The following is a 24,646-nucleotide window of genomic DNA, read 5'->3' on the forward strand; positions in this document are numbered from 1 at the left end:
CCGGCCGTCGGGCGCAACGCTCCGAAGCGGAGGGTCGAATGGACGAGGCATCCCTACGCAAGCAGCTTCAGGAAGCTCGGCTACGCATCGAGGAACTCGAAAAAGACCTTGGGAACGCCGCCGAGGCGACCTGCGAAGACCGCTACCGGCAGGTCTTCGAAAGTGCTCCCGGCGGCATGGCCATCATCACCAGGGAGGGACACATCCTCCTGGCCAACTCCGAGGCCAAGCGGTTTCTCGGTCTGCCCGAAAACAATGCGGAGCATAACGTCGAGGACTTCTACGTCGACGTGAAAGACCGCAAGCGGCTCCTGACGCTGCTGACGAGAGACCGGCACATCCGCAATTTCCCCGTCCCCATGCGCCGCCGTGACGGCGTCCTGCTTTGGGCCAGCATGTCGGCGCGGGCCATCGACTACGGCGCGCAACAGGCCAACCTCGTTTCCTTCACCGACATAACCGAGCACCGCGAAGCCCTGCGGCGGCTGGAGCTGGATGAAATCCGCTTCGAAAAGCTCTACGCCCTCTCCGAGATGACCCAACGCTCCGAGAGCGAAATCCTCGACTTCGCCCTGAACGCCATCACCGAGGTAACGGGCAGCGCCATCGGCTATATCTATCGGCTCGACGAGACCCAGACCATACTGACGCTCCACGCCTGGGCCGGAGACGTCATGGAGCAATGCGAAGTCACGGATGTCCCCAAGGAATACCACGTCGACGAAGAGGGCCTCTGGATGGAGCCCATCCGCCTCCGCAAGGCGGTCCTGGTCAACGACTACCTGAACAACCCTTGCAAGCGGGGGCTTCCCGAGGGACACGTCCCCATCAGAAACCACCTGGGCATTCCAGTGATCGAAGACGACCGCATCGTCTTCCTGGCCGGTGTGAGCAACAAGGCGGAAAACTACACCGAGGACGACGTCCGCCATCTGGACCTGATAATGAAGGGCACCTGGCGCATCATCCAGCGGAGGCGGTCCCGGGCCGAACTCAACGCGGCCCGCGCCGAGCTGGAGGAAACGGTCCGGCGGCGCACGGACAGGCTGCAACAGGTCAACAGGGAACTGGCCGGACTCAACCTGGAGCTGATGGAAAAGGATCGCGAGCGTGAGCACGCCCGCATGGAGCTGATGCGCTACCAGAGGATCATCGAGACCACTCCGGACCTCATTTCCCTCATCGACAACAACTACCGCTACGTCATCGTCAACCAATCGTATACCCGGATTTTCGGGCTCTCGCGGGACGCCATCGTGGGCCAGCCCGTGGGCATCCTCTTCGGCTCCCTGGCCTTTGAGGAACAGTTCCGGCCCGCCATCGACCGCGCCCTGAAAGGCGAGACCCTGACCGAAGCCACCTGGCTCCATCTCCCGGACAAGGGCGAACGATACATGTCCATCACCTACCAGCCCGTCCGGGTCGAAGGCGACTCCACGCAATACGTCTCCTTCGAAGCGCGGGACATGACCGACCTCAAGCGAAGCGAGGAGGACCTCAAGGCCATCGCCGAACGCCTTGACCTGGCCACCGACGCGGCCCACCTCGGCATCTGGGAATGGGACCTGCGCACCGACGACCTGCTCTGGGACCACAAGATGTTCGACCTCTACCAGGTGCCCCCCATGCCGTCCTGCGAGCTGTTCCATTTCTGGAGAAGCTGCCTCCATCCCGACGACCTCGCCGCCACCGAGCAGCAGATGGCGCGGTCCATCGAGACAAAGGAACCCCTCTACCTGGAATTCCGGATCATCCGCCCGGACGGCGAGACCCGGCATATCCGCCTCGAAGGGCTGGTCCAGGTGGACGACAAGGAGATGCCCATCCGGCTCATCGGCATCAGCATGGACGTCACCGAACAGCGCAACATGGAAGACGAGCTGCGCACCCTGGCCTCCACCGATCCCCTGACCGGCGCAAGCAACCGCCGCCAATTCATGTCCCGGCTGGGCGAGGAATTCGAGCGGTGCAAGCGGTACAACACCTCGCTGGTCCTCCTCTCCCTGGACATCGACCACTTCAAGCGCATCAACGATACCTACGGCCACCCCTCCGGGGACGACGTGCTCAAGGAGCTGGTCTCCCTGTGCATGTCCACCCTGCGTACCACCGACCTCTTCGGCCGCGTTGGGGGCGAGGAGTTCCAGGCCGCCCTGACCCAGACCCGCATCGGCGCGGGGCAGAACACCGCCGAACGGCTGCGCCGCCGCGTGGAACGATGCAAGGTCGAAACCCACGGCCAGACCATAACTTTCACCATCAGCATCGGCGTAACCGCCCTGCGCCCGGACGACGAGTCCATCGAAGAGCTGCTCAAGCGCGCCGACGAGGCCCTCTACCAGGCCAAGCGCACCGGCAGAAACCGAATCGTGATCCTTTGACCCCTTGACTGGCCGCCGGGCCCTTCCTATCTTTTCCGATAACGATAACCGCTATCAACGGGAGGTTTCACCATGCCCCTCACCAGAAAACACGACCACGACTGGTTTCTACCCGAAGACGTCCGCAAGCAACTTACCGAGACCTTCAAGGCCCTCAAGGAGACCGTTTCCCTGGAGCTGTTCATTCAGTCCGGCGTCAACGACGAGTTCTCCGACTACACCGAAAAGTTCTGCGCCGACCTGGCTCGGCTCGACGACAGGATAACCTTTGAAAAACACGACCTCGCCTCCGACCGGGCAAAGGCGCTGGGCGTAACCGCCTCACCCACTCTTTGCGTCAACCCGGACGACTACCACATCCGTTTTCTGGGCGCGCCGCTGGGCGAAGAAGGCAAGTCCTTCATCACCGCCGTCATGCTCGTTTCCCTCCGCGCGAACGGCCTGTCCGAAGCGTCCCTCGCCCTCCTTGAACCCCTGGACGGCGAACGCCTGGCCCAGGTGTTCGTCTCGCCCTCCTGCCCCTACTGCCCTGGGCAGGTCATGCACGCCATCAAATGCGCCATCGCCCGGCCCGGCCAAATCAAGGCCGAATGCGTGGAGATGAGCGAAAACCCCGCCCTGACCGAGGAATACGGCGTCGGCTCCGTGCCGCACACCATCTTCAACCAAGGCGGGCACGAGGCCCTCGGCCTCATGCCCGAGGAACGGTTCGTGGTCGAGCTGGTTCACCTCAAGTCCGCGGAGGAACTGCTCAAGGAAGACGCTCTCCCCGGCGTGGAAGGGATGCAAACGGCCTCCGGCTACGGAACCATAGACCCCGGCGAGGTGGACCTGGTCATTATCGGCGCGGGTCCGGCCGGACTGACCGCTGGCATCTACGCCGTACGCGCCGGACTCAAGGCCGTGGTCCTCGAAAAGAGCATCATCGGCGGCCAGGTGGCCCTGACCCCTGTGGTGGAGAACTACCCAGGCTTCACGGCGGTGCCTGGCAAGCAGCTCATGGACATCATGAGCGAGCACGCCCGCCGCTATGTGCCCGTACACGAAGGCGAAGGCGTGGAGTCGATCAGGATGGGCGACCCGGCCAAGGACGAGCCCATCGTCGTGACCACCGCCCGCGGGACGTATCCGGCCAAGGCCGTCATCCTGGCCACGGGCGCGAGCTACCGCAAGCTCGGCGTGCCCGGCGAGGAAACCTACTTCGGGCGCGGGGTCAACTACTGCGCCTCGTGCGACGGCTACCTCTACAAAGAAAAGACCGTGGCCATTGTGGGCGGCGGCAACACGGCCCTGACCGACGCCCTGCACCTCAAGAACCTCGGCGCGAACGTGACCATCATCCACCGCCGGGACGAATTCCGCGCCCAAAAGCCCCTGATCGAATCCGTGGAACGCGAAAACATCCCGGTCATCTGGAACACCGTGGTCGAGGAAATCAAGGGCGACGGCCGGAAGGCATCTTCCCTCAAGCTGCGCAACGCCACGACCCGTGCCGAGACCGAACTGCCGGTGGACGGCGTGTTCATGGCCATCGGTCAGAAGGCCGCCACCGAACTGGCGCAGGCCATGGGCGTGGCCCTCGGCGAAAACGGCTTTGTCCAGGCCGGGGCGGACATGCGCACCAACATCCCGCGCGTCTACGCCGCGGGCGACCTGACCGGCGGCCTGCAACAGATCGTCACCGCCATCGGTGAAGGATCCATCGCCGCCATGTCCGCCTTCGAAGACATCTCGCACCCCTACTGGAAAGAGTAGGACGCCTCCCGCGACTGCAAACGGGGAGGGGCATATTCCAAAATCTGCTCCTCCCCGCTTCCGGCCGCCTCCCTTCCGTCACAAAACGCCCTTGCCGCGCCGAGCGAACCGACACCGGAGCCGTGGGCCGCACGCGTTATATTCGATTAATTATCATTTGGGCGGTCTTGACTCTTTCCCGGCCCCCTGCTAGTTCTGAACTCGCTGAAGTGACCGGCGGTCATTTTTTGACCGCAAGTCGCAAATTGACCAACGGTCACGACAAAAGATCAGCTATTCCAAGGAACGAGGAAAGGACATGGCGACCAAACAGCAGGAAAAATCCCAGCAAACCATGCAGGAGCTTATGGCCTCGGCCATCGAGCTGTTCGGCACCAAGGGGTTCGGCAACACCTCCGTGGCCGAGATCACCGACCACGCGGGTTATGCCAAGGGGAGCTTCTACCGCCACTGGAACTCCAAGGACGAACTCTTCCTCCAGATCGTGGAGCAGAAGTTCAGGCAGTACCGCGCCACGCGCCACGACCGGGTGCAGAACGCCACCGATCTCGAAGACGCCATGAACAACATCTGGGATTTCCTGGAGACCATCCTGTCCGACCGCAACTGGTCAGCCATTTTTCTGGAATTCACCGTCTACTCCGCCACGAGCGAGCCGCTGCGCAAGCTCATGAACAAGTCCGACTACCGCCTGTCCAACCACGTTTTCGCCGAACTGATGCGCAAACACGTGACCAGCGACTATCCTCCGGAAAAAATCGGCGCGCTCAACACCGCCCTGTTCGAGGGGTATCTCATCCAACGCGCACTGAACTCCGACGTGCTTTCCCTCAAGGACGTCCGAGAGGCGGCCATAGCCCTTGCCGTCAAGAACGGAACCGGGCGGGACTGATCCCGCACAGACCATATTACCCAACAAGCGAGATGCATCATGCGTAAGACCCTGCTGATCCTCACAGCCCTGGCCCTGATCGCGGCCGGCCTGGCGTCCCCCGCCTGCGCCGAATCCGTGCGCCTGACCTATTCAAGCTTCTTCCCACCCACCCACGTCCAGTCCAAACTGGCCGAACAGTGGTGCAACGAAGTGGAGCTCCGCACCAACAAGGCGGTTATCGTCGATTTCTATCCCGGCGGCACCCTGAGCCCGGCCAAACAGTGCTACGACGGCGTTGTCGAGGGCATCTCGGACATCGGCATGTCCGCGCTGGCCTATTCGCGCGGCCGCTTCCCGGTCATGGCCGCCGTGGACCTGCCCATGGGTTATGAGAACGGCGTCCAGGCGACCGCCGTGGCCAACGCCGTGTACGCCAAATTCTCGCCCGCCGAATTCGACGACGTGGAGCCCATGTATTTTCACGCCCACGGCCCCGGCCTGCTCTTCACCACCGAAAAGCCGGTCCACGCCCTGCCCGACCTGGCGGGACTCAAGATCCGCTCCACCGGCAATTCCGCCAAGCTCATCGAGGCCCTGGGCGGCACCCCCGTGGCCCAGCCCATGCCCGCCGCCTACCAATCCCTGCAAAAAGGCGTGGTAGACGGCTCGGTCCACCCCATGGAATCCAACAAGGGTTGGAAGCTCGGCGAGGTTGTCCGCCACTGCACGATGTCCGTGCCCGTGGGCTACACCACCACCTTCTTCGTGGTCATGAACAAGTCCAAGTGGGACGAAATATCCCCTGAGAACCGCGCGATCATCGAACAGATCAACAAGGAATGGTCGGTCAAGCACGGCCTGGCCTGGGATGAATCCGACGCCGAGGGCAAGAAATTCCTGACCTCCAAGGGTGGCGAGTTCATTGAGCTCGAACCCGCCGAAGCCGAGCTGTGGGTCAAGGCCGCGCAACCCGTGCTGGACGGCTATGCCGACGGCGAAGGCCGGGCGGTGAACGGCCAGGCCGTGGTGAACTACATCAAGGAAGAAATGACAAAACGTCCGTAGGCGCGGTCGGCCGAGGATCGGGACCGGGCGGAACAGACGACGTTCCGCCCGCAACGCCGGGGACTATTCATATACAAGGGGGAAGCCGACGACTCCTCCTCGGACTATCAGCCATTCCCCGGAGGAACCCCATGAAAAAACTTCTGACGACGTTCCTGGCCGCCGCCCTTTTCTGTCTCGTCCTTCCAGCCGAAGGGCGGACCGAGGCCAAGCTGACCTACTCCAACTTCTTTCCGCCCACCAACCACCAGTCGCAACTGGCCGAAGCGTGGTGCCGGGAGGTGGAGAAACGCACCGGCGGCAAGGTCGTGATCGAGTACTACCCCGACGGCACCCTGAGCCCGGCCAAGCAGTGCTACGACGGCGTGGTCGAGGGGTTGTCCGACATCGGCCTGTCCTGCCTGGCATACTCGCGCGGCCGCTTTCCGGTCATGGCCGCAGTGGACCTGCCGCTGGGCTACACCAGCGCGGCCCAGGCCACGGACACCGCCAACGCCGTATATGAGAAGTTCAAACCCCAAGAGTTGGCCGACGTGGAGCCCATGTATTTCAACGGCCACGGGCCGGGGCTGCTGTTCACCGTGAAGAAACCTGTCAGGACCCTGGCCGAGATACAGGGCGTGAAAATCCGCGCAACCGGCAACTCGGCCAAGCTGGTGGAGGCCCTTGGCGGCACGCCGGTGGCCAAACCCATGCCTGAAAATTACCAACTCCTGCAAAAGGGCGTTGTGGACGGCAGTATGCACCCCATCGAGTCCAACAAGTCCTTCAAGCTGGGCGAAGTCTGCAAGTACGGCACCGACTCCTTCTCCGTGGCCTACACCACCGTGTTCTTCATCGTCATGAACAAGGACAAGTGGGCCGCGATCGATCCCGAGTCGCAAAAGATCATTCGAGAGATAAACAAGGAATGGGCGGCCAAGCACGCCGCGGCCTGGGATGAAGCCGACGCCGAAGGACGCCGTTTCTTCCTCGACCAGGGCGGCGAGATAGTCGAACTGGCCCCCGAGGAGGCCACGGCCTGGGCCAAGGCGGCGCAGCCCGTGCTGGACGGCTATCTGGCCGAGGCCAACGGAAAGGGCCTCGACGGCGAGGCCATTCTGGCATTCACCCAATCCACCCTGAAATAACCTGTTGCCGAACGGGGCGGGTCGCCCCCGCCCCGTTCGCGTCCAAGGAACGACAATGGAAGAGAACAAGCGGCTGCTCCCGCTGACCGAAAAAATCATGCGCGTGATCGCGGCGGCCTGCCTTGTGGGCATGGCGGCCATGACCGGCATGGATGTTTTCCTGCGCGGAGCCTTCAACACCCCCATCTTCGGCTGCGAGGAGATCGTGGCCATCCTCGGCGTTATCGCCGTGGGCTTCGCCCTGCCCTACGCCCATTACCAGAAAAGCCACATCGGCGTGGAGATCCTGGTCCGCCGCCTGCCCAAACGGGCCCGCGACATCTTCGAACTCCTCACCAACCTGGCGACACTCTTCCTCATGGCCATCGTCACCTGGCGGATGTTCCTCTACGCCGGGACCCTGGCCAAATCGGGCGAAGTCTCCATGAACCTGGAGCTGCCCGAATACTACGTGGTTTACGTCCTTTCCTTCGGTTTCTTCGTCTACGCCCTCTGCCTGCTGGCGGACATCGTCAAATTCTTCAGGAAACGGGAGGCCTAGCCATGGATCCGACCACCGCCGGAATCATCGGCATCTGCGTCATGGTCATCCTGTTCATGACCAGGATGCCCGTCGCCTTCGTCATGATGCTCGTGGGCTTCGTGGGCTTCTCGCTGCTAACCTCCTGGAAGGGCGGGCTCAATCTCATGAGCCGCAACATCTACGACGCCTTCGCCTCCTACGAGCTTTCCACCATACCGCTGTTCATCCTCATGGGACAGATCGCCTTCAACTGCGGCATTTCGCGGCGGCTCTACGACACCGCCTACCGTTTTCTGGGTAACACGCGGGGCGGCCTGGCCATGGCCACGGTCTCGGCCTGCACCGCCTTCGGCGCGGTCTGCGGGTCCAGTCCGGCCACGGCCGCGACCATGTCCACGGTCGGCATCCCGGAGATGAAACGGTACGGCTACGCCAACTCCCTGGCCGCGGCCTCGGTGGCCTCGGGCGGCGGGCTGGGCATGATTATGCCGCCGTCGGTGGTTCTCATTATCTACGGCGTGCTCACCGAGCAGTCCATCGGCGCGCTGTTCGTCTCGGGCATCCTCCCGGCCATCCTGCTGACCGGCCTGTTCATCGCGGGCATCTACCTCCAGTGCAAGATCAACCCGGCGCTCGGCCCCAAGGGCGACACCTTCACCTGGGGCGAGAAGCTTAAGTCCATGGCCAACCTCATGGACACCCTGCTCATCTTCGCCCTGGTCATCGGCGGCCTGTTCAAGGGGCTGTTCACCCCCACCGAAGCCGCATCCATCGGCGTCATCGGCGTACTCGCCCTGGCGATCGTGAAGAGGCAGCTCTCGTGGCAGGCCTTCGTCAATTCGCTCTACGAAACCCTGCGCACCTCCTGCATGGTCCTGGTGCTCATTGCGGGCGCGGTGGTCTTCGGCAAATTCCTGGCCGTGACCCGCATCCCCTTCGACATCGCCAACTGGGTATCCGCCTTCGACATGCCGCCCTTCGCCATCATGGGCGCGATCATCCTGATCTACTTCGTCGGCGGCTGCTTCATGGACTCGCTGGCACTCATCATGCTGACCATCCCGGTCTTCTTCCCGGTGGTTATGGACATGGGCTACGACCCCATCTGGTTCGGCGTCATCATCGTGCTCGTCACCGAGATGGGCGTCATCACCCCGCCGGTGGGCATCAACGTCTACGTGGTCTACGGCATGTGCCGGAAGATCGCCCCGGACGTCACCCTGGAGGACGTGTTCAAGGGCATCCTGCCGTTTATGGCCTCCATCATCCTGGGCATCGCCCTGCTCTTCATCTTCCCGCAGATAATCCTGTTCCTGCCCGGCCTGATGTACTGACCCGAAGCGCACGACAAACACCAAAAAAGCCCGGACCAAATCCGGGCTTTTTTTATGGGTGCCATCCTTTCCGTTTCCTGAAGGGAGAAACGAGAAATTGAAGGCCGCTTCGCGGCAATAATCGGGTGATTTCGCCTCCGGCGGGCAAGGGCTCGCACCCTTGCATCCCGTGTATGCGCCTTTGGCGCGGACTTTTTTCGCTCTGCGATGATCGGCTCCGCCGAAGGCGGCATAGGGATTCCAAAGGGGGCCCTCCGCGTTTCTGGAAAACCGCCCCCTGCCTTGTCTTTTAATCATGGCAGGGGGTTACTTTTGGGTGATCTAACGCAATCTCAGATGATCTGCGATGATTTTGGAAATGATTTTACACATTTTTTTCACACACGCCGATAAAAATTTATTTTATTATTTCAAACAATTACAACTTTAACCCCAGTGCATGTCAACAGAGAGAGATATATCGCGAGTTGGGCAATTGGCGCAGTTCGGCCACTAACCCGCATTGTCCCTTTTCGTATTGAGCTCCCACCAAGGAGAAACTGAGGGTGATGGGTCGTCGAGATCGACAGCCTCGCCGATCCTTGGGGTCACGATTTGGTATGGCTTGCCAGCCCCCGCCGTGACGAAGCGCCTGAACGGGTCATCCCATGAGTGGTAAGAGATGTTGAACCTGCCGACGTGCGACGGCAGTGCGGCCTCAGCGCACAGGTCTTCAGCTGCCTGGGCTGCCTGCTCGGGATTCATGTGGACGTATCGCCATGCGTCGTTGTACTGGCCGCTGTCGAGCATGACAAAATCAAAGCCGTCGAACCGATCGCCTATCTGCTTGAAGTGAGATCCATAACCGCTGTCGCCGCTATAGAATATCCGGCGAGTCGGAGTCTCCAGAGCGAAAGAAACCCACAAGGTACGATTGCGGTCAAACAGCCGCCCGGAAAAATGGCGTGCCGTCAGTACGTGGATGGTCAGGCCGTCTTCCAGCTTCACCTCCGAGTCCCAATCGGCCTCGACGACCATCTTGTCCGGGAATTCCCAGCGCGCAAAGTGCTCGCCTACTCCAAGGCCTGTGACGATATGTCCAATCTTCGACCTCAGGGCGAGGACTGTGTCGTAATCCAGGTGGTCCCAGTGGTCATGAGAAATGAGCAGGTAGTCGATATCCGGCATATCCTCGGCCGTATAGATGGTGGTTCCCTCGAACGCACGAGTCGAGAAGGAGACCGGCGAAGCGTGGTCGCTGAGTACCGGGTCGATCAGGATCGTCTTGCCGCCCAGTTGAACGAAATAGGAGGAATGACCGAGCCAGACGACCACATCGGCGTCCGGCTCAAGCGCCTTGAGGTCTGTCTTGACCACGGGCAAAGGGGTGGGCGGCGTCAACCCGCCTCCATCGCGCAGGAGAAACTTCAGCCACAGGCCGAGGCCGCCACCGCCCTCGACTATCTCTGGAATGGGTTCGCGGTTATGGAATGTCCCGTCCTTGAAGTTGGGGGACTCTGAAATTCGATCCAGCCGTTCACCCTCAGGCAGCCTGCCGAATTTGTCATGACCGATGTAGAAACAACCGGAGACGACCAACAACACTACCAGCACGAAGAAAAATATCATGATTTTATATGACATCCTCATGGATTGCCTTTGCCCTTAGCCCCGTTCCGCTGCGTTTCCGGGTGCAGTATGCCGACCGGCAACCAGTCGGATCGCCCTCAGAAGAGCAATCGCCAAAAGAGTGAGATTGACGGTCATGGAACAAATCAGTTCCGGAAAAAACAGGTTGCTCATGGTAACTGTGCAATTCCAGACGGTTTGCGGGACCAGAAGGGCCGCTTGCAGTATATCGATCAAGTTCATGGGGTGCTCCTTGTGTTGCTTGTGAGCGGCGATCTTTCCCAAACTCACAATTCAACCCTACAGTTTTTTGCTGCTCATGAATTGAACATTTCTCCAAAGAGGTTGCCCAATCGTACACGAAAGACGAAACAGATTCGTTTTCCCCTGCCTTTTGTTGCCCATTTATATCTCAACGTTGCCAGACACGAAAGCACGCTGTGGATTACGAGCAAAAACGAGGGTGATGACACTGGCGACAACCGCCAGTCCGCCATAGCAGGATACCAGTTGGAACAGGTCCATGGACTTGGACATTTGTCCTGCCAAAAGGCTCGTGACCGCAGCGCCAGTGTATGATGTCGCGTAGATCAACGACAGGATGCCAGCCCGGTCCTGCGACGAAATGCCGTCAAGCAGCGAGCGGGTGCCTTCACGGCAAAGATGACACCGCCGACCGCCAGGGTAAAGACGACGACCCCGATCCGCTGTGCCTTTGCAGGAGAAAGGCGCGCCGAAAGCGGGCCGACGATGGCGCTGGGGAGCAGGAACGACGAAAACACGATGGCAGCCGTTACCGTGCTCTGTGAACCAAGCTGGTCTGCCGCGATGGACGGTCCGTATGCCTGAAAGAATCCCCCCAGCGCCCACGTCGCCACAAAGAGACAGACGGCAATCGGGTACAGCCGCCGGTCGGCATGGGGCAGAGAAAAGACGGGACGGAATGAAGCGACCAATCCGGGCTTCCGCTCCACCGTTTCCCTGCTCAGCAAGACCAGCGTACAGACGACCGCCACCTCCACCAGAACAATCAGATAGCAAAGCGTTCGGGGATACGGTCCATACTCGACGAGCACACCCGACGCCAGGGCACCCAGGATAAGACCCACCATGGGATAATTCCCCACGATCACGGCGGACAGCCAGGCCAGGGAGGGCAGGGCGCTATCGACGACATAGGCGGCGATGGCGCTGGACGCCAACCCGCAGGACAATCCGAGCAGGAGGCGGGCAACAACCAGAGGCACCGCGTCGTTCACATCCAGCATGATGATGCTGGCGGCGGAAAGTCCGAACGCGAGCAACGTTACCGGATTCCGGCCCAAATGGTTCGAGATGCGGCCGAATATGAGCAACGCCGTGATCGCGCCGATGAAATAGACCACTGCGGTCATGGCGAGGTCGCCATAGGTCAGCCCTGGGGTATGGGGGTGGCCGATGCGGCAAAAGCGGTCAGCATCGACAGTGTTGCCGCGATAAAACCGATATGATTTCGAAATGTTTTCACGGTTGCGTGTCCTGATGATTCGTTATTGGCAGACCCAAAAGGGGTTTCGAAAGGTTAGCCCAACCTGCAGCCATGACAGGTTGGGCTTGGAGGGATGAGGATTGTCGGGGAAATATGCTGTGTTGATTTACCGGGCTTCAATTCGAATAGTCCCACTCAGGGAGCGGATGGACTCGGTCCCTTTGATGGCTTCCCCCAGTTCGTACAGTCCGGAGGCGGAAGCGAAGCTGCCGTAAAACATGACGACATCGGCCCAAGGCGCATAGTATGCGAGGGTGCCGGGATGGGCAGATTTGACCAACGGGGTGTTCGAAGTATTCAGCTTCTTGGGAGGGTAATAAATCTTCTCCTTTCCACCGTAGTCCTCGACCTCGATCTCCAGCGGCAGTTGGGCGTACAGGTCTTTTGCCGCCTGGCTGTCGTTGAGTTCATAGGTTATTGTGGTTCCGTTGGAAGTGACAGTAATTTGCATGACTTTTCCCTTATCTTCGGCAAGAGGTTCCATCTTTCGAACAACGGCACTGCCCGACATCGCGGCGATGTCTTCGATGCCGCTCAGTCCGACGCCAAGGCGATGCATCTCGTCGCCCGCATAGAAATCCTTGTAGAGCATGAACACGTCGCCCCAGGGCGCGTAATAGCTCAGCTCACCCTTCTTTCCGTCATGGTAGGCTTCGCTCGGCTTCACGTTCAACTTCTCGGGCGGGTAAAACATCCACTGGGCGTCACGGAAGTTGGTCAGGTCGAGCGTCAACGGCAGTTGATCGTAGAACTCCCTGGCGGCAGTGGTGTCGTAGAGCCGGAATGTCGCCGTTTTTCCCTGAGAGTGAATCTCCACCCTCATGTCAGAGAGGGGCAACGGTTGATCATCGGCAGCCGACACTTGGGAATCGAAGTCCAACACGAGAATGCAGGCGACGAGGGCCAGCATGAACGAGACGTTTTTCATGAGCGCGAGCATGGTTCCCCCTTACATCGAGTATCCGGGCTTCTTGTACAGGATATCGGCCTTGTCGCGGATATCCGGGTCGTAGACCTTCTCCTTCCAATCGCCGAACGAAATTTCCTCTATTGAGACCGAAACGGACGATCTGCTTGCACCCGTGTATTTGACGACTTCTTCCACAATGGCGTCGGCGAGACGCTGCTTGTCCTCTTCCGACCTGCCGGGCCAGAGCTTGACGCTGACATGGGGCATGATTTCCTCCTTTGCTCCGTCCGAAGCTATGGCTCCGGCAACTTCCAATCCGTCCGAGCCGCAGAGTCCGCATAGTTTGAATGCGACCGCAGCTCCAAGGCCGACAGCCCCTCTTGCAATGAAATCCCGACGGGAATACTTGTTGCTCATAACTCCTCCGAACCGGTCAGGCGTTCAGGCCCATTTCATAGGCCTTTTCTCCAGCACGAGTACCCTTCACGTTACCTCCGTCCCATGATCCCGTAATGGACATGACGCCTTTGTCCCTGCAACCGGAAAAACTCCCGGTGAACACCTTCAGGCTGTTCACGGAACTCTCCACCTGTGAATCACCGCCTGCGCAGGAAACCGAATAGTAGAAATCCTTGTCGCGGAGCATGGTATAAATGGGGCAGACCCTATCGACGAAGACTTTCATCTGGCCGTTCATGGCATGGAAATAAACCGGGCTGGCAAGCACAAGCACTTCGGCGGCGAGCATTTTTTCACGGATTTCAGCCATGTCATCCTGCTGACTGCAGAAACCCGGATCTGAGATGCAGGCCAAACAACCAGTGCAGTAGTTGATGGCCTTTTCCGCAAGGCGGATCTTTTCCACCTGATGTCCCGCTTCCCGTGCACCCCGCATGAATTCGTCGCTCAGAGCTTCGGAGTTGCTATTCATTCTGGGACTCGACGAGATGATGAGCACATTCTTGCGGTCCTTACTCGGACCTGCCTGCGCTTCGGCGGGTGCCGACACGACAGACATGCCCGCAAACACCGGGGCGACGGCCATGGCCACCCCGGCCTTGAGTAGGTTTCGTCGTTCACCCAAAAACGCAGCCCTGTCCTTTCCTGTTTTTCTGCTTTCATCCGGCATGGATCACCTCGCTCATGATCAGGCTTTCAAACCCATTTCGTATGCATCCTTGAGTGCGCGTTTTCCTCTGACGCCGCCCTCGGACCAGACACCGGTAACGGCAACCGTCCCCTTTTCTTCAACATCCAGACAGTCAGTGAACACCCTGAAGATTTTGAACGCATTCTTAACGGGGAGGTTGCCACCGGCTGCGGCCACCATGAAATAGACGTCCTTGTCATGAATAAGAGGGTAGATGGGGCAGATCCTGTCCATGAACGTTTTCATGTGGCCGTTGAAAGAGTGAAAATAGATAGGGCTGGCAAACACGAGAACATCGGCATCGAGAATCTTTTGCAGGATTCCGTTCATGTCGTCGGCCTGGGTGCAGCTTCCCGGATTGCCGATACAGGCGCAGCATCCGGTGCAATAGTTGATGTGGCTGTCCGCCAAACGGATTTTTCCCACGCTGTGCCCGGCCTCCTGCGCTCCTTTCATGAATTCGTCGCACAGGATGTCGGAGTTGGCGTTCTTTCTCGGACTTGAAGATATAAGAAGTGTTCTTTTACTCATGTCTTTTCAGCGTGTTGGGCGTGGTCTTTCCCGTTAGAAAGACCACGCCATTTTATAGTCATGTTACTTGCGACCGGCGAGAACGGCGTCGAGGACACCGCTCGCGCTTTGTGCCTGCTCTTTGCCCACGCGGACGTCGAGCACCTTGACGAAGTCGTGCATCTGACCTTCGGACAGGCCGGTGTTCATGGCCGCTCCCATGTGGAACTTGAGCGGACCTTCGGCCTTGCCCAGGCTGGCCAGGCAGGCGATGGTCGCCAGTTCGCGTTCCTGGTGGGTCAGGATATCGCGGATGAAGATGTCCGCGAACAGGTGCTCCTTGAGGAACGTGTCGATGATGGGCGAGAACTCCTGATAGGGAGCCTTGGTTGTCGGGAGCTCCTTGAGGCCGGACAAGTCCGCTCGGACTCGGGCACCGTAGGCATCCCGGTCAAGGTCAGCCGGAAGCGGAGATGCGTCCCTGCCTTCCTTATCTTTGATGCCCTTGGCTTTGCGTTCATCCATCACACCCATGAAGGCCCAGATGCCGCCGAGACTGCGGGGAAAGCCCGCATAGGCATACATCTGGACGAGGACTTCCTTGACTTCGTTGACGGTCAGCCCGGCGTCCAACCCTTCGTTCAAGGCCGGTTTGAGCTTCTCGATATCGCCGCTCGTGGTGAAGGCGGCGATGGTGACAATCGCCTTCTGTCGGACGTCGAGGGTCGTTTCCTTGTTCATAGTGCTTGCCTCCGTTGTTGTCGCAAGACCGAAAGCGAGGACAAACGCGGCCAGTGTCAAAGCATATCTATTAAGCTGCATGGCCGATCTCCTATCGCTTCATGTATTGTTCGTCGGTGACTTTTTCTTTCCAGACAACGGCCTTGCCGTCCTTGCTGCCGGAAATGACGAGATGGGTCATGGCACCGTCGGGAGTCGCGCCGTGCCAGTGGTCGACACCGACCGGACACCAGACGCTTTCCCCTTCCGTGAATTCGATGACTTTGCCGTCGCGCGTCCCGGTCAAGGCAACGCCGTCGGTCACGATCATGTGCTGTCCTGCCGGGTGCCAATGCCAGTTGGTCCTGGCTCCGGGCTGGAAGGTGACATACGCCCCGGAATAGTGGGCGGTGTCGTTGGCCGGGAACAGCATGTCCACCGTGACGTCGCCGGTGAAATACTCGGCCGGGCCGACGAAGGATTTCTGGGTTCCCTTGCGGTAGACTTCCTGTCCCTGCTCCGCGAATGCGACCGAGGCAAAGGCCAATACAGCCAGGATGACGATGACTTTCTTCATTGAAGACTCCTTTGAGTTGGTCCGGATTTCCCTACGGGTATAGCATTTCGAGAGCCGCACAGGAAAGTTGCCCGGTTTTGTTGGGCCAGCCTCATGGCGGGCTGAAATCGGGTATGAAAACGCCCGGAAGAAACTAACTGAGCGCGTCGTACTGTTCGTCGGATACCGGCTCCAGCCATTCGTTGGACTTGTCCTCTGCCGGAACCTCCACGCCTTCCAGGGAAAGCATCTCAAGGTAGCTGGCTCCGGTAAAATAGGCTACGTACGCTTCGTTCAGGGGGCCTTGGGAAAAAGGCCTTCTCCGGTGAATGTATTACTCATAATCATTCTCCTCGTCTGTTTTCGGGCGGCTCAGGGTATTTAGTCTCGCTCGATCCTGACGGCGATGCTGCCGTCAAGGGTACCCATGATCGCGGGATCGCAACCCAACCCTCCCATGGTGACCATGCCGTCGAATTGCTGGGAAATGTCCTCGTCCTTGTAGAGGATCGCGAAATAGTTGCCGCTCACAGCAAAAGCGATGTCGCCGTTCTTCCATCCGCTACGCAGCTCCGCGTCGTCGTAAGGAAGCGGTTCGCTCATGACGCCGCAATAGTCGTGTTCATACCGGGACAGCTGGACAGTGTACGGCAGCTTGGCGATCAAAGCCTGGGCGGGCTTGCTGTCGTTCAGCACTGCGGGAATGATGGTTTCGCCAACTATCAGTTTTATTCTGGTTGCATTTTCGATGATACGATTATCCCCCTCCCCATTGCCGATCCTTCCCGATTGCGCGTTGCTGTTTGGAGCCGACGCAAGGACGACCAGGGCGATGAGGCATAGTGTTATTGTCTTCAACTTCATACAATCCTCCGTGATGTTTGCCGTCCCGGCTTGTCCGGGACGGCAAACAACGAACTATCCGTTTACTTCAGATTCTTGGTAAAGAAGTCTTCCAGCTTGTCGAACGGGATCATGTCCACGCGATCGTACAGATCGATATGACGCGCACCGGGGATGATGACGAGTTCCTTGGGTTCACCGGCGAGCTTGTAGACATCCTCGGTGAAGTAGCGGGAGTGCGCCTTCTCGCCCATGATGAACAGGATCGGACGGGGGGCGATGTCGGTGACGAAGGTCATCAGCTGGAAGTTCACGAAAGCCATGTTGCTGGTCATCGTGAACGCAGCCTGCGCGCGGGGATGGTGACCGCGCGGCATGGCATAGTACTCCCAGAATTCGCTCATGATGGGGTCGAGGCCTTCGGGAATGGAGTCGGCAGCCACGGTCGGGAAGCCTTCGGGCAGCATGGGCGTGCCGTTTTCGAAATCCTTCCAGCGTTGTTCGCCGAGTTCGGTGAGCATCTGGGTCCGCTGTTCGGCGGTCATGGAATCTTCCCAGCCGTTACGGAGCAAGCGGCTCATGTCGTACATGCTCGCGGTGGCGATGGCCTTGATGCGCTGGTCGACCTGGGCGGCCTTGAGGGCGAATGCGCTGCTGCCGCAGATGCCGATAGCGCCGATGCGGTTCCGGTCAACGAAGGGACGGGTCCCCAGGAAGTCCACGCCCGCGCTGAAATCCTCGGAGAAGATTTCGGGGGAAGAGACGTGCCTGGGCTCGCCGCCGCTTTCGCCGTTGTAAGATTCGTCAAAGGCGATGGCGACAAAGCCGCGCTCGGCCATGGTCTGGGCGTAGATGCCCGCGCCCTGCTCCTTGACGCCGCCGTACGGCGTACCGATGACGAGCGCCGGATACTTCTTGGACTTGTCGACGTCCTTCGGCACGTACATGTCGGCAGAAATCGTGATGCCGTACCTGTTGGGGTAGGATACCTTTTCGTGAATTACCTTATCGCTCAATTTGAATGTCTTATCCCAAGTCATAGGGTCCTCCGCATGGGCTATGGTTGTTGTCAGGACCAGCGCCATAATCGGCAGCATGGCCAATATTGTTTTGAGTGCAGTAGTATTTTTCTTCATTACGTTCTCCTTCATGAAATGCGTATTCTTAGAGAGCGGACCGGAAAATCTCGACCATGTCCTCAACGCTCAGGAACGGACGTCCGGGCAGGTTGCCCTTGCCGTCGCTTACGATCTTGAGGGTGTCCTTGGCGTAAGTCTCGAACAGCTCATCACCGATGCCCAGCTCGGAGAAGCAGGTCGGGCAGCCGATGGATTTCAGGAATTCCTCGAAACGGTCAATGCCTGCCAGGGCGCAGTCGAGATCGTCGGGACCGTTGGCCTTGAGGCCGAAAACGCGCTCGGCGAACTGGACATACTTGGCAGTATTGGACTTGGCCGCGAAGCGCATCCACGCCGGGTTGATGATGGACAGGCCGGCCGCGTGGGTGATGTCGTGGTAGGCGGAGACGGTGTGCTCCATCATGTGCACGGGGTAGGGAGCGTCGGTACCGACCTGGAGCCAGCCGTTGAGGGCGACCAGCGCGGACCACTGCACCTGAACGCGGGCCTCGACGTCAGAGGGATTGGCAAGCGCCTTCGGGCCCCACTCCATGGCGGTGAGGATGACACCCTCGGCGAAACGGTCCTGAACGGGCGTGTTGTCGATGCCGTTGAGGTATGCCTCGGTGATATGGGTGATGAGATCGCAGATGCCGTAGGCGGTCTGGTCCTTGGGCACGCCCACGGTCAGCTCGGGGTCGACCACAGCGACCTTGGGATAGAGAAGCGGGATCTGGATGAACGACTTGACCGTGGTTTCCTCATTGGTAATGACCGCGCCGCAGTTGGACTCGGAGCCGGTAGCCGCCAGGGTCGGAACCGTGACGACGGGCAGGGCCACTGTGGGGACGTAGACGTTTTCCTGACCATGGTGGATCATGTTCCAGGGATCGCCGTCGTAAAGAGTCGCGGCGGAGATGACCTTGGAAGCGTCCATGACGCTGCCGCCGCCCAGGGCCACTATCACGTCGCACCCCTCGGTACGGGCGATCTCGGCGCCGCGGGCAACGGAAGTGATTCGCGGGTTGGGCTCAATGCCGGAGCATTCGACGAACTCAACACCGGCAGCCTTCAGGCTCTCGACGGCCTTGTCAAAGACGCCGCTACGCTTGACGCTGCCACCGCCGGTGACGAGCAAAGCCTTTTTGCCGTACTCGCTGACAACGTCGCCAAGCCGGGACAGGTTGCCGGCACCGAACACGAGCCTCGTGGGATTCTGAAATTCAAAATTCATTATGCACTCCTTTCAGGTTTCATTCACTGATGAATCCTTTTTAAGGAGTTCCCGACCTGCCTTGAACACACATTTCTCTCAAAACCTTGCTCATTCCTCCAAAGAGGTCATCTTTATATTGAATAGGACCCGAAAATGGTGTTCATAATAGAAGCAGACCACCGGAGGAGTAGACTATGCCCAACATGCTTGATTTATTAAAAGAATACGAAATCCCAGACGGAGGCGCCGTTGAATCGCTGTATCCGGGCGTCCGTTTTTTCAAGGAAACCCAGCACGTTCGCCGCAGACCAATGTTGTACAATCCTGGTTTGTGCATCGTTGCCTCGGGAGCGAAAGTCGGCCATATCGGCGGGCAGTCCTTCCACTATGACGCGGACAATTACCTGGTCGTCTCCGTGACCATGCCCTTTGAAAGCGAATCCTTCCCCGGCGAGGACGAACCTCTGCTCGGCCTGTATGTCGATATCGACATGGGCCAGTTGAACGACCTGATCATTCAGATGGATCTCCAAACGGAATTTGCAGATATGGGAGACGGCTATCCGCTCGGCATCGGGCCTTCCACCATGGACGGCGACATAAAAGACACCGCGACCAAGCTGCTCAAGGCGCTCCGCTCCGAAAGGGAAGCCAAGATCCTGGCCCCCGGACTGATTCGGGAAATCTACTACCGCGCCCTGTGCGGCAGTCAGGCGCAGGTGCTCTATTCCCTGGCCAGGGGCAGCAACTCATTCGCCCAGGTGGGGCGCGTCATCAGCCTGATGGAAGGAAGCTACAACGAAAAACTGGACGTGCAGCAACTGGCCGAATCCGCGCACATGAGCGTGTCCGCCTTTCACAAGGCGTTCAAGGAAATCACTGCCGACTCGCCGCTGCAATATCTCAAGAAGATTCGCCTCGCCCGAGCCCGCGACCTCATGGTGCAGAAAAACATGAAGGCCTACCTCGCGGCCGACGCCGTGGGGTATGAAAGCCCGTCCCAATTCAGCCGGGAGTTCAAACGCCACTTCGGGCAGAGCCCGGCGGAAATCATGCGCGAGGTTCGTTCAGCGTAGAAAACCCACTGAGATGGCGTGCATCACCAAAACACCGGAGGGAGAACCATGGATCGTCGAGACTTTCTGAAACAAGCCATCAGCACCACCATCGTTGCCGGGTCCACCCTGGCCTTCGGCGGCGTGGGCGCATTCTGGAGTTCGCAGGTTTCGGCAGCCGAGCCGGAGAAACCGTGGGACATGGTGGCCGTCCGGGGCGGCGAGCCTGACGAGATGTTCGACAGTGCCATCGCCGCCTATGGGGGGATGCGGGCCTTCGTCCCCAGAGGCAGCCGGGTCGTCATCAAGCCGAACATCGGCTGGGACGTGTCCCCGGCACGCGGCGGCAACACCAACCCCCGGCTGGTGGGCCGCATGGTCGAGCACTGCTTCGACGCCGGAGCCAGCGAGGTCGCTATCTTCGACCACTCCTGCGACAGTTGGCGGCAGTGCTACCTCAATAGCGGCATTGAACATGCCGTCGAAGCGGCGGGCGGCAAGATGCTCTCGGCGGACAGCGAGGGCGACTACCGGGAGGTCTCCATCCCGAACGGCAGACGCCTGAAAACCGCGCAGGTGCACAAGGCGCTGCTGGACGCGGACGTGTTCTTCAACGTCCCGGTGCTCAAGGACCACAGCTCCTCCCTCATCACCGCCAGCATGAAAAACCTCATGGGCGTGGTCTGGGACCGCTGGTATTTCCACCGCAACGACCTGCACCAGTGCATCGCGGACATCGCCTCCTTCCGCAAGCCGGACCTGACCGTGGTGGACGCCTACCACGTCATGATGCGCAACGGCCCGCGCGGGGTGTCCGAGAGCGACGTGGTCAAGATGAAGGCCCAGGTCCTGTCCACGGACTTCGTGGCGGCGGACGCTGCCGGGGCCAAGCTCTACGGCGTGGACCCCGACGAGGTCCGTCACATAACGCTGGCCTCCGAAATGGGCCTCGGGCGCATGGACCTCAAGGACCTGGCCATCAACCGCATCAAGCTCGGCTAAGATGCACTTCCGGCACCTCAAGCCGCTACGGGTCGGTGTGGCCGTCGCCTTCCTGGCGCTGACCGCCTCCCTCTTCCTGGATTTCCGGGACGTGGGAGCCACACACATGGCCGACACCGTGCTGTATCTCCAGTTCGTCCCCTCGCTCCTGAACTTCCTGGAGGCGGCCACCCTCGGCTCGGCGGGATTTTTCGCCGTACTGCTCCTGACGCTGCTCTTCGGGCGCGTCTACTGCTCCACCGTCTGTCCCTTCGGCACGCTCCAGGACATCGTCAGCCGTCTGGCCGGGAAGAAGCGGCGCAGATATTCCTTCACCAAACCGCACAGCGCACTCCGCTACGGCCTCCTCGCTCTGACCGTGCTCCTGTTCCTTGCCGGAAGCGGATTACTGCTCAATCTCCTCGATCCCTTCAGCAACTTCGGCCGCATTTTCTCCAACCTCGTCCGTCCAATGGTCCTGGCCGCCAACAACCTGGCCGCGCCCGTGGCCGAGTGGTTCGGCTCTCACGCCATCTACCGGGTGCAATGGCCCGCCATCGCCCCGGCCTCCATCGGCGTGGCGCTGGCCATGCTGCTCACGGCGGGCTGGCTCAGCGCGCGCCATGGCCGCCTCTACTGCAACACCCTCTGTCCGGTGGGCGCACTCCTCGGGCTGGTCTCTAGATTCTCGTTATTGCGCATCCGTGTGGACAGCGGAGCCTGTATTGAATGTGGACGGTGCGAGGGCGTCTGCAAGGCAGGGTGCATTGATTTCAAGGCAGGTGAAGTGGACGTTTCCCGATGCGTGGACTGCTACAACTGCCTGACCGCCTGTCGTGACAACGCCCTGCACCTCATGCCCAAGGCCCGACCAGTTTCACAGACTGACGGGGAGAATCCCGGTCGCAGGAAATTTCTCATCGGGCTGGCAGCAGGCGGACTGGGTATTACCGCGACAAAAACCCAGGCAGCATTGTCCCCGAATTTTGCCCAGAGCCGACCCACCACGATTCCGGAAAAGCGGACCAGCCCGGTGTCGCCTCCCGGCTCGCAGAGCATCGAACATTTCACCTCACGCTGTACGGCCTGCCACCTGTGCGTGTCGGCCTGCCCGTCGCGGGTGCTCGCGCCGTCGTTCCTCGATTACGGAGTCACCGGCATGATGCAGCCGCAGATGGATTTCCATGCCGCCCACTGTAACTTCGACTGCACGGTCTGCTCCAACATCTGCCCCAGCGGGGCCATCCTGCCCCTGACCAAAGATCAGAAGCGGCAAACCCAGATGGGCGTGGCACATTTCGTCAAAGAAAATTGCGTGGTTTACACCGACAACACCAACTGCGGCGCCTGCTCCGAGCATTGCCCGACCAAGGCCGTGCACATGGTGCCTTACCTCAACGCAAAGGGCCGCAAACTGGTCATCCCGGAAGTGAATGAGAAAATCTGCGTGGGCTGCGGCGGCTGCGAGCACGCCTGCCCCACCCGCCCCTACAAGGCCATCTGGGTGGACGGCAACCCGGTCCACAAGGTGGCGGAAAAGCCGGTCGAGGTGAAGTTGGACAAGAAGATCGATGCAGACGAGGACTTCCCTTTTTGAAGCTTTCTTCATCCCTTGAACCGGAGTCAATTCTCGCCATCCCTCTCGCCGTCGCCTGCGGAGATAACGACGCAAGCAAAGTCGAGATGGCAAGGCCGACAGGCCAAAGCCGGTCGCCCGAAGGGCTTGGCCTTGTCATCTCGGCTGCTCGTGTCACGCTCGCGGGGGGATCGGCCGAAGGTGCCGAAAAGGCCCAGGCGGACCTTGCGCGAAGGTCTTGCGGCGTCGTATGGCAGGGCATATCCACCGGATAAATAAGTCACCAGAAGGAGGTAAAACGCACCCAAGGCACGTTCATAAGTTTTGACGCCAGCCTAAACTGATGAACGCATATGTTGGCACCAACGTGCCGTAACACCTAACACTTCTTCGCCATTCATTTCCAAACGGCACGCTTTCATATCCAAACCCAAGCTGAAACACAGCACCCGCCTCGATCAGACGACAGGTATCTATAAACCTGCCGTTGTCCAAATTCCCCCATGGTCACCATTTTGTGCACAGGACGCATGAGCCTGCGCGGTGACACCCCTTATTTAATGGATTTCGTGAATTTCTCATTCAGTGGGAAACGGGCTTTTATTTGTCCCGAATCGGTTGTTGCGTGGCGCATCTCCGCGCCATAGGCAGATCACTTCCCGGCTGACGGGAAAGGTCCGATCTGCTTTGTCCCGGGGCGCTGTCCCGAACTATTCTTGAAGGAGAAATCCATGGCAAAATCCATCAGCTTGGTACTGGGCGCGAATAGGGCAACCCTGTCCGGCCCCAAATCGAAACAATACAGGATTCGTCAGAACGCCAAGGCCTTTGCCAAGCGGCTTCGCCGTGCCGGCTTTGGTGTCTGGAAGTGGTCCAAGATTTCCAATAAGCACTTTGCGGCAGTTGCCCGGCAAATGAAAGACGAAGGCTCGGGTGACGGGCGTATCGCCGAAATCTTTTCGGCGGCTCGTCACTTGTGCGAAGCATACGGAAATACCTCTATCTGCCCGAGCAACGCCGTTTTCAACGTCAGGCGGGCAGCATCGCCAACTCCAACAGCAAGGCGGTAACTCCGAGCTTCGTCTTGGGAGCGATCCAGAAGCTGGAAAACGATGTGAAGTACGAGCACGGCCCCCGGTGTGCAGCCCAAGTTCGCCTTCAGTACGAACTGGGGCTCCGACGCGAAAAAGCGGCGAAAGTCGATCTGATCGCCGACTGGAACAGGGAAGGCCGCAGGCTGCTCGTCCGATACGGGACGAAAGGGGGACGGCCCAGAACGCTGCACGATCTGTCAGACCGACAGCAGGAAGCTCCGGAACGGGCGCTGCCTTACGTCAGCCAATCCGACAGGCCGGGAATACATAACCTCATGCCGAGCGGGATGGGTGATAAATGGCAGGAAAAACTGTCCTACGCGGCCAGGCTTTGCGGGTTCACCAAGCGGGAAAGCGGGTGGACGCTGCACAGCAACCGCCATGAGCGGTTCCATCGCATGTATGTAGAACATACCGGCTTTCAGCCGCCCAATCAGCATGAAACCGTGGAAACTTTTCAACTGGCCGCGCAGGCTGCGGCTGGGGATGACTGGCCCCGACTCGACGGTGAAGCCCGTGATGAAATAGAAGTGACGGCGGGACACTCCGCAGGAAGGCGGGACGTGTCAGATGCCTATCTCGGTTGCAGTAGTTAACAAAAGCCCCGCCATTTCGCGCGGGGTTTTCTTGTGTGCGCAGGTTGGAGAGCGAGATTGAGAAGCCAAACTCGCTCTCCAACCATCAGCCCATCTGTCGCCCTCCGGGCCGACAGATGGGGC

General features: G+C 59.7%; 22 protein-coding genes and 1 pseudogene. 12 read left to right on the forward strand and 11 right to left on the reverse strand.

The features are described from left to right. Positions 1 to 38 precede the first annotated feature (38 nt). The 7 genes from LF599_RS14710 (at position 39) to LF599_RS14740 (ending at position 9,062) form a co-directional block, all read left to right on the forward strand. The gene (locus LF599_RS14710; RefSeq protein WP_279521292.1) at positions 39 to 2,381 is read left to right on the forward strand and encodes a diguanylate cyclase; all 2,343 of its coding nucleotides are present in this window, start codon (positions 39 to 41) and stop codon (positions 2,379 to 2,381) included. A gap of 72 nt (positions 2,382 to 2,453) precedes the next feature. Beyond that, positions 2,454 to 4,136 (forward strand): FAD-dependent oxidoreductase, encoded by a 1,683-nt coding sequence (locus LF599_RS14715; protein ID WP_279521293.1) that lies wholly within the window; start codon positions 2,454 to 2,456, stop codon positions 4,134 to 4,136. A 298-nt stretch (positions 4,137 to 4,434) separates the two neighbouring features. Beyond that, positions 4,435 to 5,028: a TetR/AcrR family transcriptional regulator gene (locus tag LF599_RS14720; protein WP_279521294.1), complete on the forward strand. Its 594-nt coding sequence runs from the start codon at positions 4,435 to 4,437 to the stop codon at positions 5,026 to 5,028. Positions 5,029 to 5,067: 39 nt separating this feature from the next. Beyond that, positions 5,068 to 6,075 carry a TRAP transporter substrate-binding protein gene (locus LF599_RS14725; protein ID WP_279521295.1) on the forward strand — a complete coding sequence of 336 codons (1,008 nt, stop codon included), beginning with the start codon at positions 5,068 to 5,070 and terminating at the stop codon, positions 6,073 to 6,075. A gap of 131 nt (positions 6,076 to 6,206) precedes the next feature. Beyond that, positions 6,207 to 7,205 (forward strand): TRAP transporter substrate-binding protein, encoded by a 999-nt coding sequence (locus LF599_RS14730; RefSeq protein WP_279521296.1) that lies wholly within the window; start codon positions 6,207 to 6,209, stop codon positions 7,203 to 7,205. 55 nt (positions 7,206 to 7,260) lie between these two features. Next, complete coding sequence (locus tag LF599_RS14735) at positions 7,261 to 7,746, forward strand: TRAP transporter small permease (protein WP_279521297.1); 486 nt, start codon at positions 7,261 to 7,263, stop codon at positions 7,744 to 7,746. Between the two features lie 2 nt (positions 7,747 to 7,748). Next, positions 7,749 to 9,062 (forward strand): TRAP transporter large permease, encoded by a 1,314-nt coding sequence (locus tag LF599_RS14740; RefSeq protein WP_279521298.1) that lies wholly within the window; start codon positions 7,749 to 7,751, stop codon positions 9,060 to 9,062. Positions 9,063 to 9,554: 492 nt separating this feature from the next. Here LF599_RS14740 and LF599_RS14745 read toward each other — a convergent pair whose 3' ends face one another. Next, the gene (locus LF599_RS14745) at positions 9,555 to 10,670 is read right to left on the reverse strand and encodes an MBL fold metallo-hydrolase (RefSeq protein ID WP_269943409.1); all 1,116 of its coding nucleotides are present in this window, start codon (positions 10,668 to 10,670) and stop codon (positions 9,555 to 9,557) included. Positions 10,671 to 10,739: 69 nt separating this feature from the next. Here LF599_RS14745 and LF599_RS14750 point away from each other — a divergent pair, with 69 nt between their 5' ends. Further along, on the forward strand, positions 10,740 to 11,249 hold the full coding sequence (locus tag LF599_RS14750) for a hypothetical protein (RefSeq protein WP_269943408.1): 510 nt from the start codon (positions 10,740 to 10,742) through the stop codon (positions 11,247 to 11,249). Positions 11,250 to 11,260: 11 nt separating this feature from the next. Here LF599_RS14750 and LF599_RS14755 read toward each other — a convergent pair whose 3' ends face one another. The 10 genes from LF599_RS14755 to LF599_RS14800 form a co-directional block, all read right to left on the reverse strand. Beyond that, positions 11,261 to 12,196 (reverse strand): MFS transporter, encoded by a 936-nt coding sequence (locus LF599_RS14755; RefSeq protein ID WP_319023440.1) that lies wholly within the window; start codon positions 12,194 to 12,196, stop codon positions 11,261 to 11,263. A 108-nt stretch (positions 12,197 to 12,304) separates the two neighbouring features. Further along, positions 12,305 to 13,138 carry a cyclophilin-like fold protein gene (locus LF599_RS14760; RefSeq protein WP_279521299.1) on the reverse strand — a complete coding sequence of 278 codons (834 nt, stop codon included), beginning with the start codon at positions 13,136 to 13,138 and terminating at the stop codon, positions 12,305 to 12,307. A gap of 9 nt (positions 13,139 to 13,147) precedes the next feature. Next, entirely contained in the window at positions 13,148 to 13,525 is a 378-nt protein-coding gene (locus LF599_RS14765; protein WP_279521300.1) for a tautomerase family protein, read from the reverse strand. Positions 13,526 to 13,541: 16 nt separating this feature from the next. Next, positions 13,542 to 14,237 carry a flavodoxin family protein gene (locus tag LF599_RS14770; protein WP_279521301.1) on the reverse strand — a complete coding sequence of 232 codons (696 nt, stop codon included), beginning with the start codon at positions 14,235 to 14,237 and terminating at the stop codon, positions 13,542 to 13,544. 18 nt (positions 14,238 to 14,255) lie between these two features. Beyond that, positions 14,256 to 14,789, reverse strand: a complete 534-nt coding sequence (locus tag LF599_RS14775) for a flavodoxin family protein (protein WP_279521302.1) — start codon at positions 14,787 to 14,789, stop codon at positions 14,256 to 14,258. 63 nt (positions 14,790 to 14,852) lie between these two features. After that, positions 14,853 to 15,509: a carboxymuconolactone decarboxylase family protein gene (locus LF599_RS14780; protein ID WP_269943403.1), complete on the reverse strand. Its 657-nt coding sequence runs from the start codon at positions 15,507 to 15,509 to the stop codon at positions 14,853 to 14,855. Between the two features lie 91 nt (positions 15,510 to 15,600). Further along, the gene (locus LF599_RS14785) at positions 15,601 to 16,065 is read right to left on the reverse strand and encodes a (R)-mandelonitrile lyase (RefSeq protein WP_279521303.1); all 465 of its coding nucleotides are present in this window, start codon (positions 16,063 to 16,065) and stop codon (positions 15,601 to 15,603) included. A 360-nt stretch (positions 16,066 to 16,425) separates the two neighbouring features. Next, the gene (locus LF599_RS14790) at positions 16,426 to 16,908 is read right to left on the reverse strand and encodes a cyclophilin-like fold protein (protein WP_279521304.1); all 483 of its coding nucleotides are present in this window, start codon (positions 16,906 to 16,908) and stop codon (positions 16,426 to 16,428) included. A 62-nt stretch (positions 16,909 to 16,970) separates the two neighbouring features. Beyond that, positions 16,971 to 18,023 (reverse strand): alpha/beta hydrolase, encoded by a 1,053-nt coding sequence (locus LF599_RS14795; RefSeq protein ID WP_279521305.1) that lies wholly within the window; start codon positions 18,021 to 18,023, stop codon positions 16,971 to 16,973. A 28-nt stretch (positions 18,024 to 18,051) separates the two neighbouring features. Next, on the reverse strand, positions 18,052 to 19,239 hold the full coding sequence (locus LF599_RS14800) for an iron-containing alcohol dehydrogenase (RefSeq protein WP_279521306.1): 1,188 nt from the start codon (positions 19,237 to 19,239) through the stop codon (positions 18,052 to 18,054). Between the two features lie 176 nt (positions 19,240 to 19,415). Here LF599_RS14800 and LF599_RS14805 point away from each other — a divergent pair, with 176 nt between their 5' ends. From LF599_RS14805 to LF599_RS14820, 4 genes and pseudogenes are all read left to right on the forward strand, one after another. Then, complete coding sequence (locus tag LF599_RS14805) at positions 19,416 to 20,297, forward strand: AraC family transcriptional regulator (RefSeq protein ID WP_279521307.1); 882 nt, start codon at positions 19,416 to 19,418, stop codon at positions 20,295 to 20,297. 48 nt (positions 20,298 to 20,345) lie between these two features. Beyond that, on the forward strand, positions 20,346 to 21,278 hold the full coding sequence (locus LF599_RS14810; RefSeq protein WP_279521308.1) for a DUF362 domain-containing protein: 933 nt from the start codon (positions 20,346 to 20,348) through the stop codon (positions 21,276 to 21,278). Position 21,279: 1 nt separating this feature from the next. Next, on the forward strand, positions 21,280 to 22,854 hold the full coding sequence (locus LF599_RS14815) for a 4Fe-4S binding protein (RefSeq protein WP_279521309.1): 1,575 nt from the start codon (positions 21,280 to 21,282) through the stop codon (positions 22,852 to 22,854). A gap of 710 nt (positions 22,855 to 23,564) precedes the next feature. Further along, positions 23,565 to 24,523 (forward strand): annotated as a pseudogene (locus LF599_RS14820) (integrase domain-containing protein). The last annotated feature ends 123 nt before the right edge of the window (positions 24,524 to 24,646 follow it).

Origin of the sequence: Pseudodesulfovibrio thermohalotolerans (genome assembly GCF_021353295.2) — a bacterium.
GTDB lineage: Bacteria > Desulfobacterota > Desulfovibrionia > Desulfovibrionales > Desulfovibrionaceae > Pseudodesulfovibrio > Pseudodesulfovibrio thermohalotolerans.

Bases quoted from the DNA above. Each gene is read 5' to 3' on its own strand.
- LF599_RS14720 (WP_279521294.1), top strand. From the start codon at position 4,435: ATGGCGACCAAACAGCAGGAAAAATCCCAGCAAACCATGCAGGAGCTT.
- LF599_RS14730 (WP_279521296.1), top strand. From the start codon at position 6,207: ATGAAAAAACTTCTGACGACGTTCCTGGCCGCCGCCCTTTTCTGTCTC.
- LF599_RS14780 (WP_269943403.1), bottom strand. From the start codon at position 15,509: ATGAACAAGGAAACGACCCTCGACGTCCGACAGAAGGCGATTGTCACC.
- LF599_RS14795 (WP_279521305.1), bottom strand. From the start codon at position 18,023: ATGAAGAAAAATACTACTGCACTCAAAACAATATTGGCCATGCTGCCG.
- LF599_RS14760 (WP_279521299.1), bottom strand. From the start codon at position 13,138: ATGCTCGCGCTCATGAAAAACGTCTCGTTCATGCTGGCCCTCGTCGCC.
- LF599_RS14740 (WP_279521298.1), top strand. From the start codon at position 7,749: ATGGATCCGACCACCGCCGGAATCATCGGCATCTGCGTCATGGTCATC.
- LF599_RS14800 (WP_279521306.1), bottom strand. From the start codon at position 19,239: ATGAATTTTGAATTTCAGAATCCCACGAGGCTCGTGTTCGGTGCCGGC.
- LF599_RS14805 (WP_279521307.1), top strand. From the start codon at position 19,416: ATGCCCAACATGCTTGATTTATTAAAAGAATACGAAATCCCAGACGGA.
- LF599_RS14785 (WP_279521303.1), bottom strand. From the start codon at position 16,065: ATGAAGAAAGTCATCGTCATCCTGGCTGTATTGGCCTTTGCCTCGGTC.
- LF599_RS14710 (WP_279521292.1), top strand. From the start codon at position 39: ATGGACGAGGCATCCCTACGCAAGCAGCTTCAGGAAGCTCGGCTACGC.
- LF599_RS14745 (WP_269943409.1), bottom strand. From the start codon at position 10,670: ATGATATTTTTCTTCGTGCTGGTAGTGTTGTTGGTCGTCTCCGGTTGT.
- LF599_RS14765 (WP_279521300.1), bottom strand. From the start codon at position 13,525: ATGAGCAACAAGTATTCCCGTCGGGATTTCATTGCAAGAGGGGCTGTC.
- LF599_RS14770 (WP_279521301.1), bottom strand. From the start codon at position 14,237: ATGCCGGATGAAAGCAGAAAAACAGGAAAGGACAGGGCTGCGTTTTTG.
- LF599_RS14715 (WP_279521293.1), top strand. From the start codon at position 2,454: ATGCCCCTCACCAGAAAACACGACCACGACTGGTTTCTACCCGAAGAC.
- LF599_RS14815 (WP_279521309.1), top strand. From the start codon at position 21,280: ATGCACTTCCGGCACCTCAAGCCGCTACGGGTCGGTGTGGCCGTCGCC.
- LF599_RS14725 (WP_279521295.1), top strand. From the start codon at position 5,068: ATGCGTAAGACCCTGCTGATCCTCACAGCCCTGGCCCTGATCGCGGCC.
- LF599_RS14790 (WP_279521304.1), bottom strand. From the start codon at position 16,908: ATGAAGTTGAAGACAATAACACTATGCCTCATCGCCCTGGTCGTCCTT.
- LF599_RS14750 (WP_269943408.1), top strand. From the start codon at position 10,740: ATGCCGACCGGCAACCAGTCGGATCGCCCTCAGAAGAGCAATCGCCAA.
- LF599_RS14810 (WP_279521308.1), top strand. From the start codon at position 20,346: ATGGATCGTCGAGACTTTCTGAAACAAGCCATCAGCACCACCATCGTT.
- LF599_RS14775 (WP_279521302.1), bottom strand. From the start codon at position 14,789: ATGAGTAAAAGAACACTTCTTATATCTTCAAGTCCGAGAAAGAACGCC.
- LF599_RS14735 (WP_279521297.1), top strand. From the start codon at position 7,261: ATGGAAGAGAACAAGCGGCTGCTCCCGCTGACCGAAAAAATCATGCGC.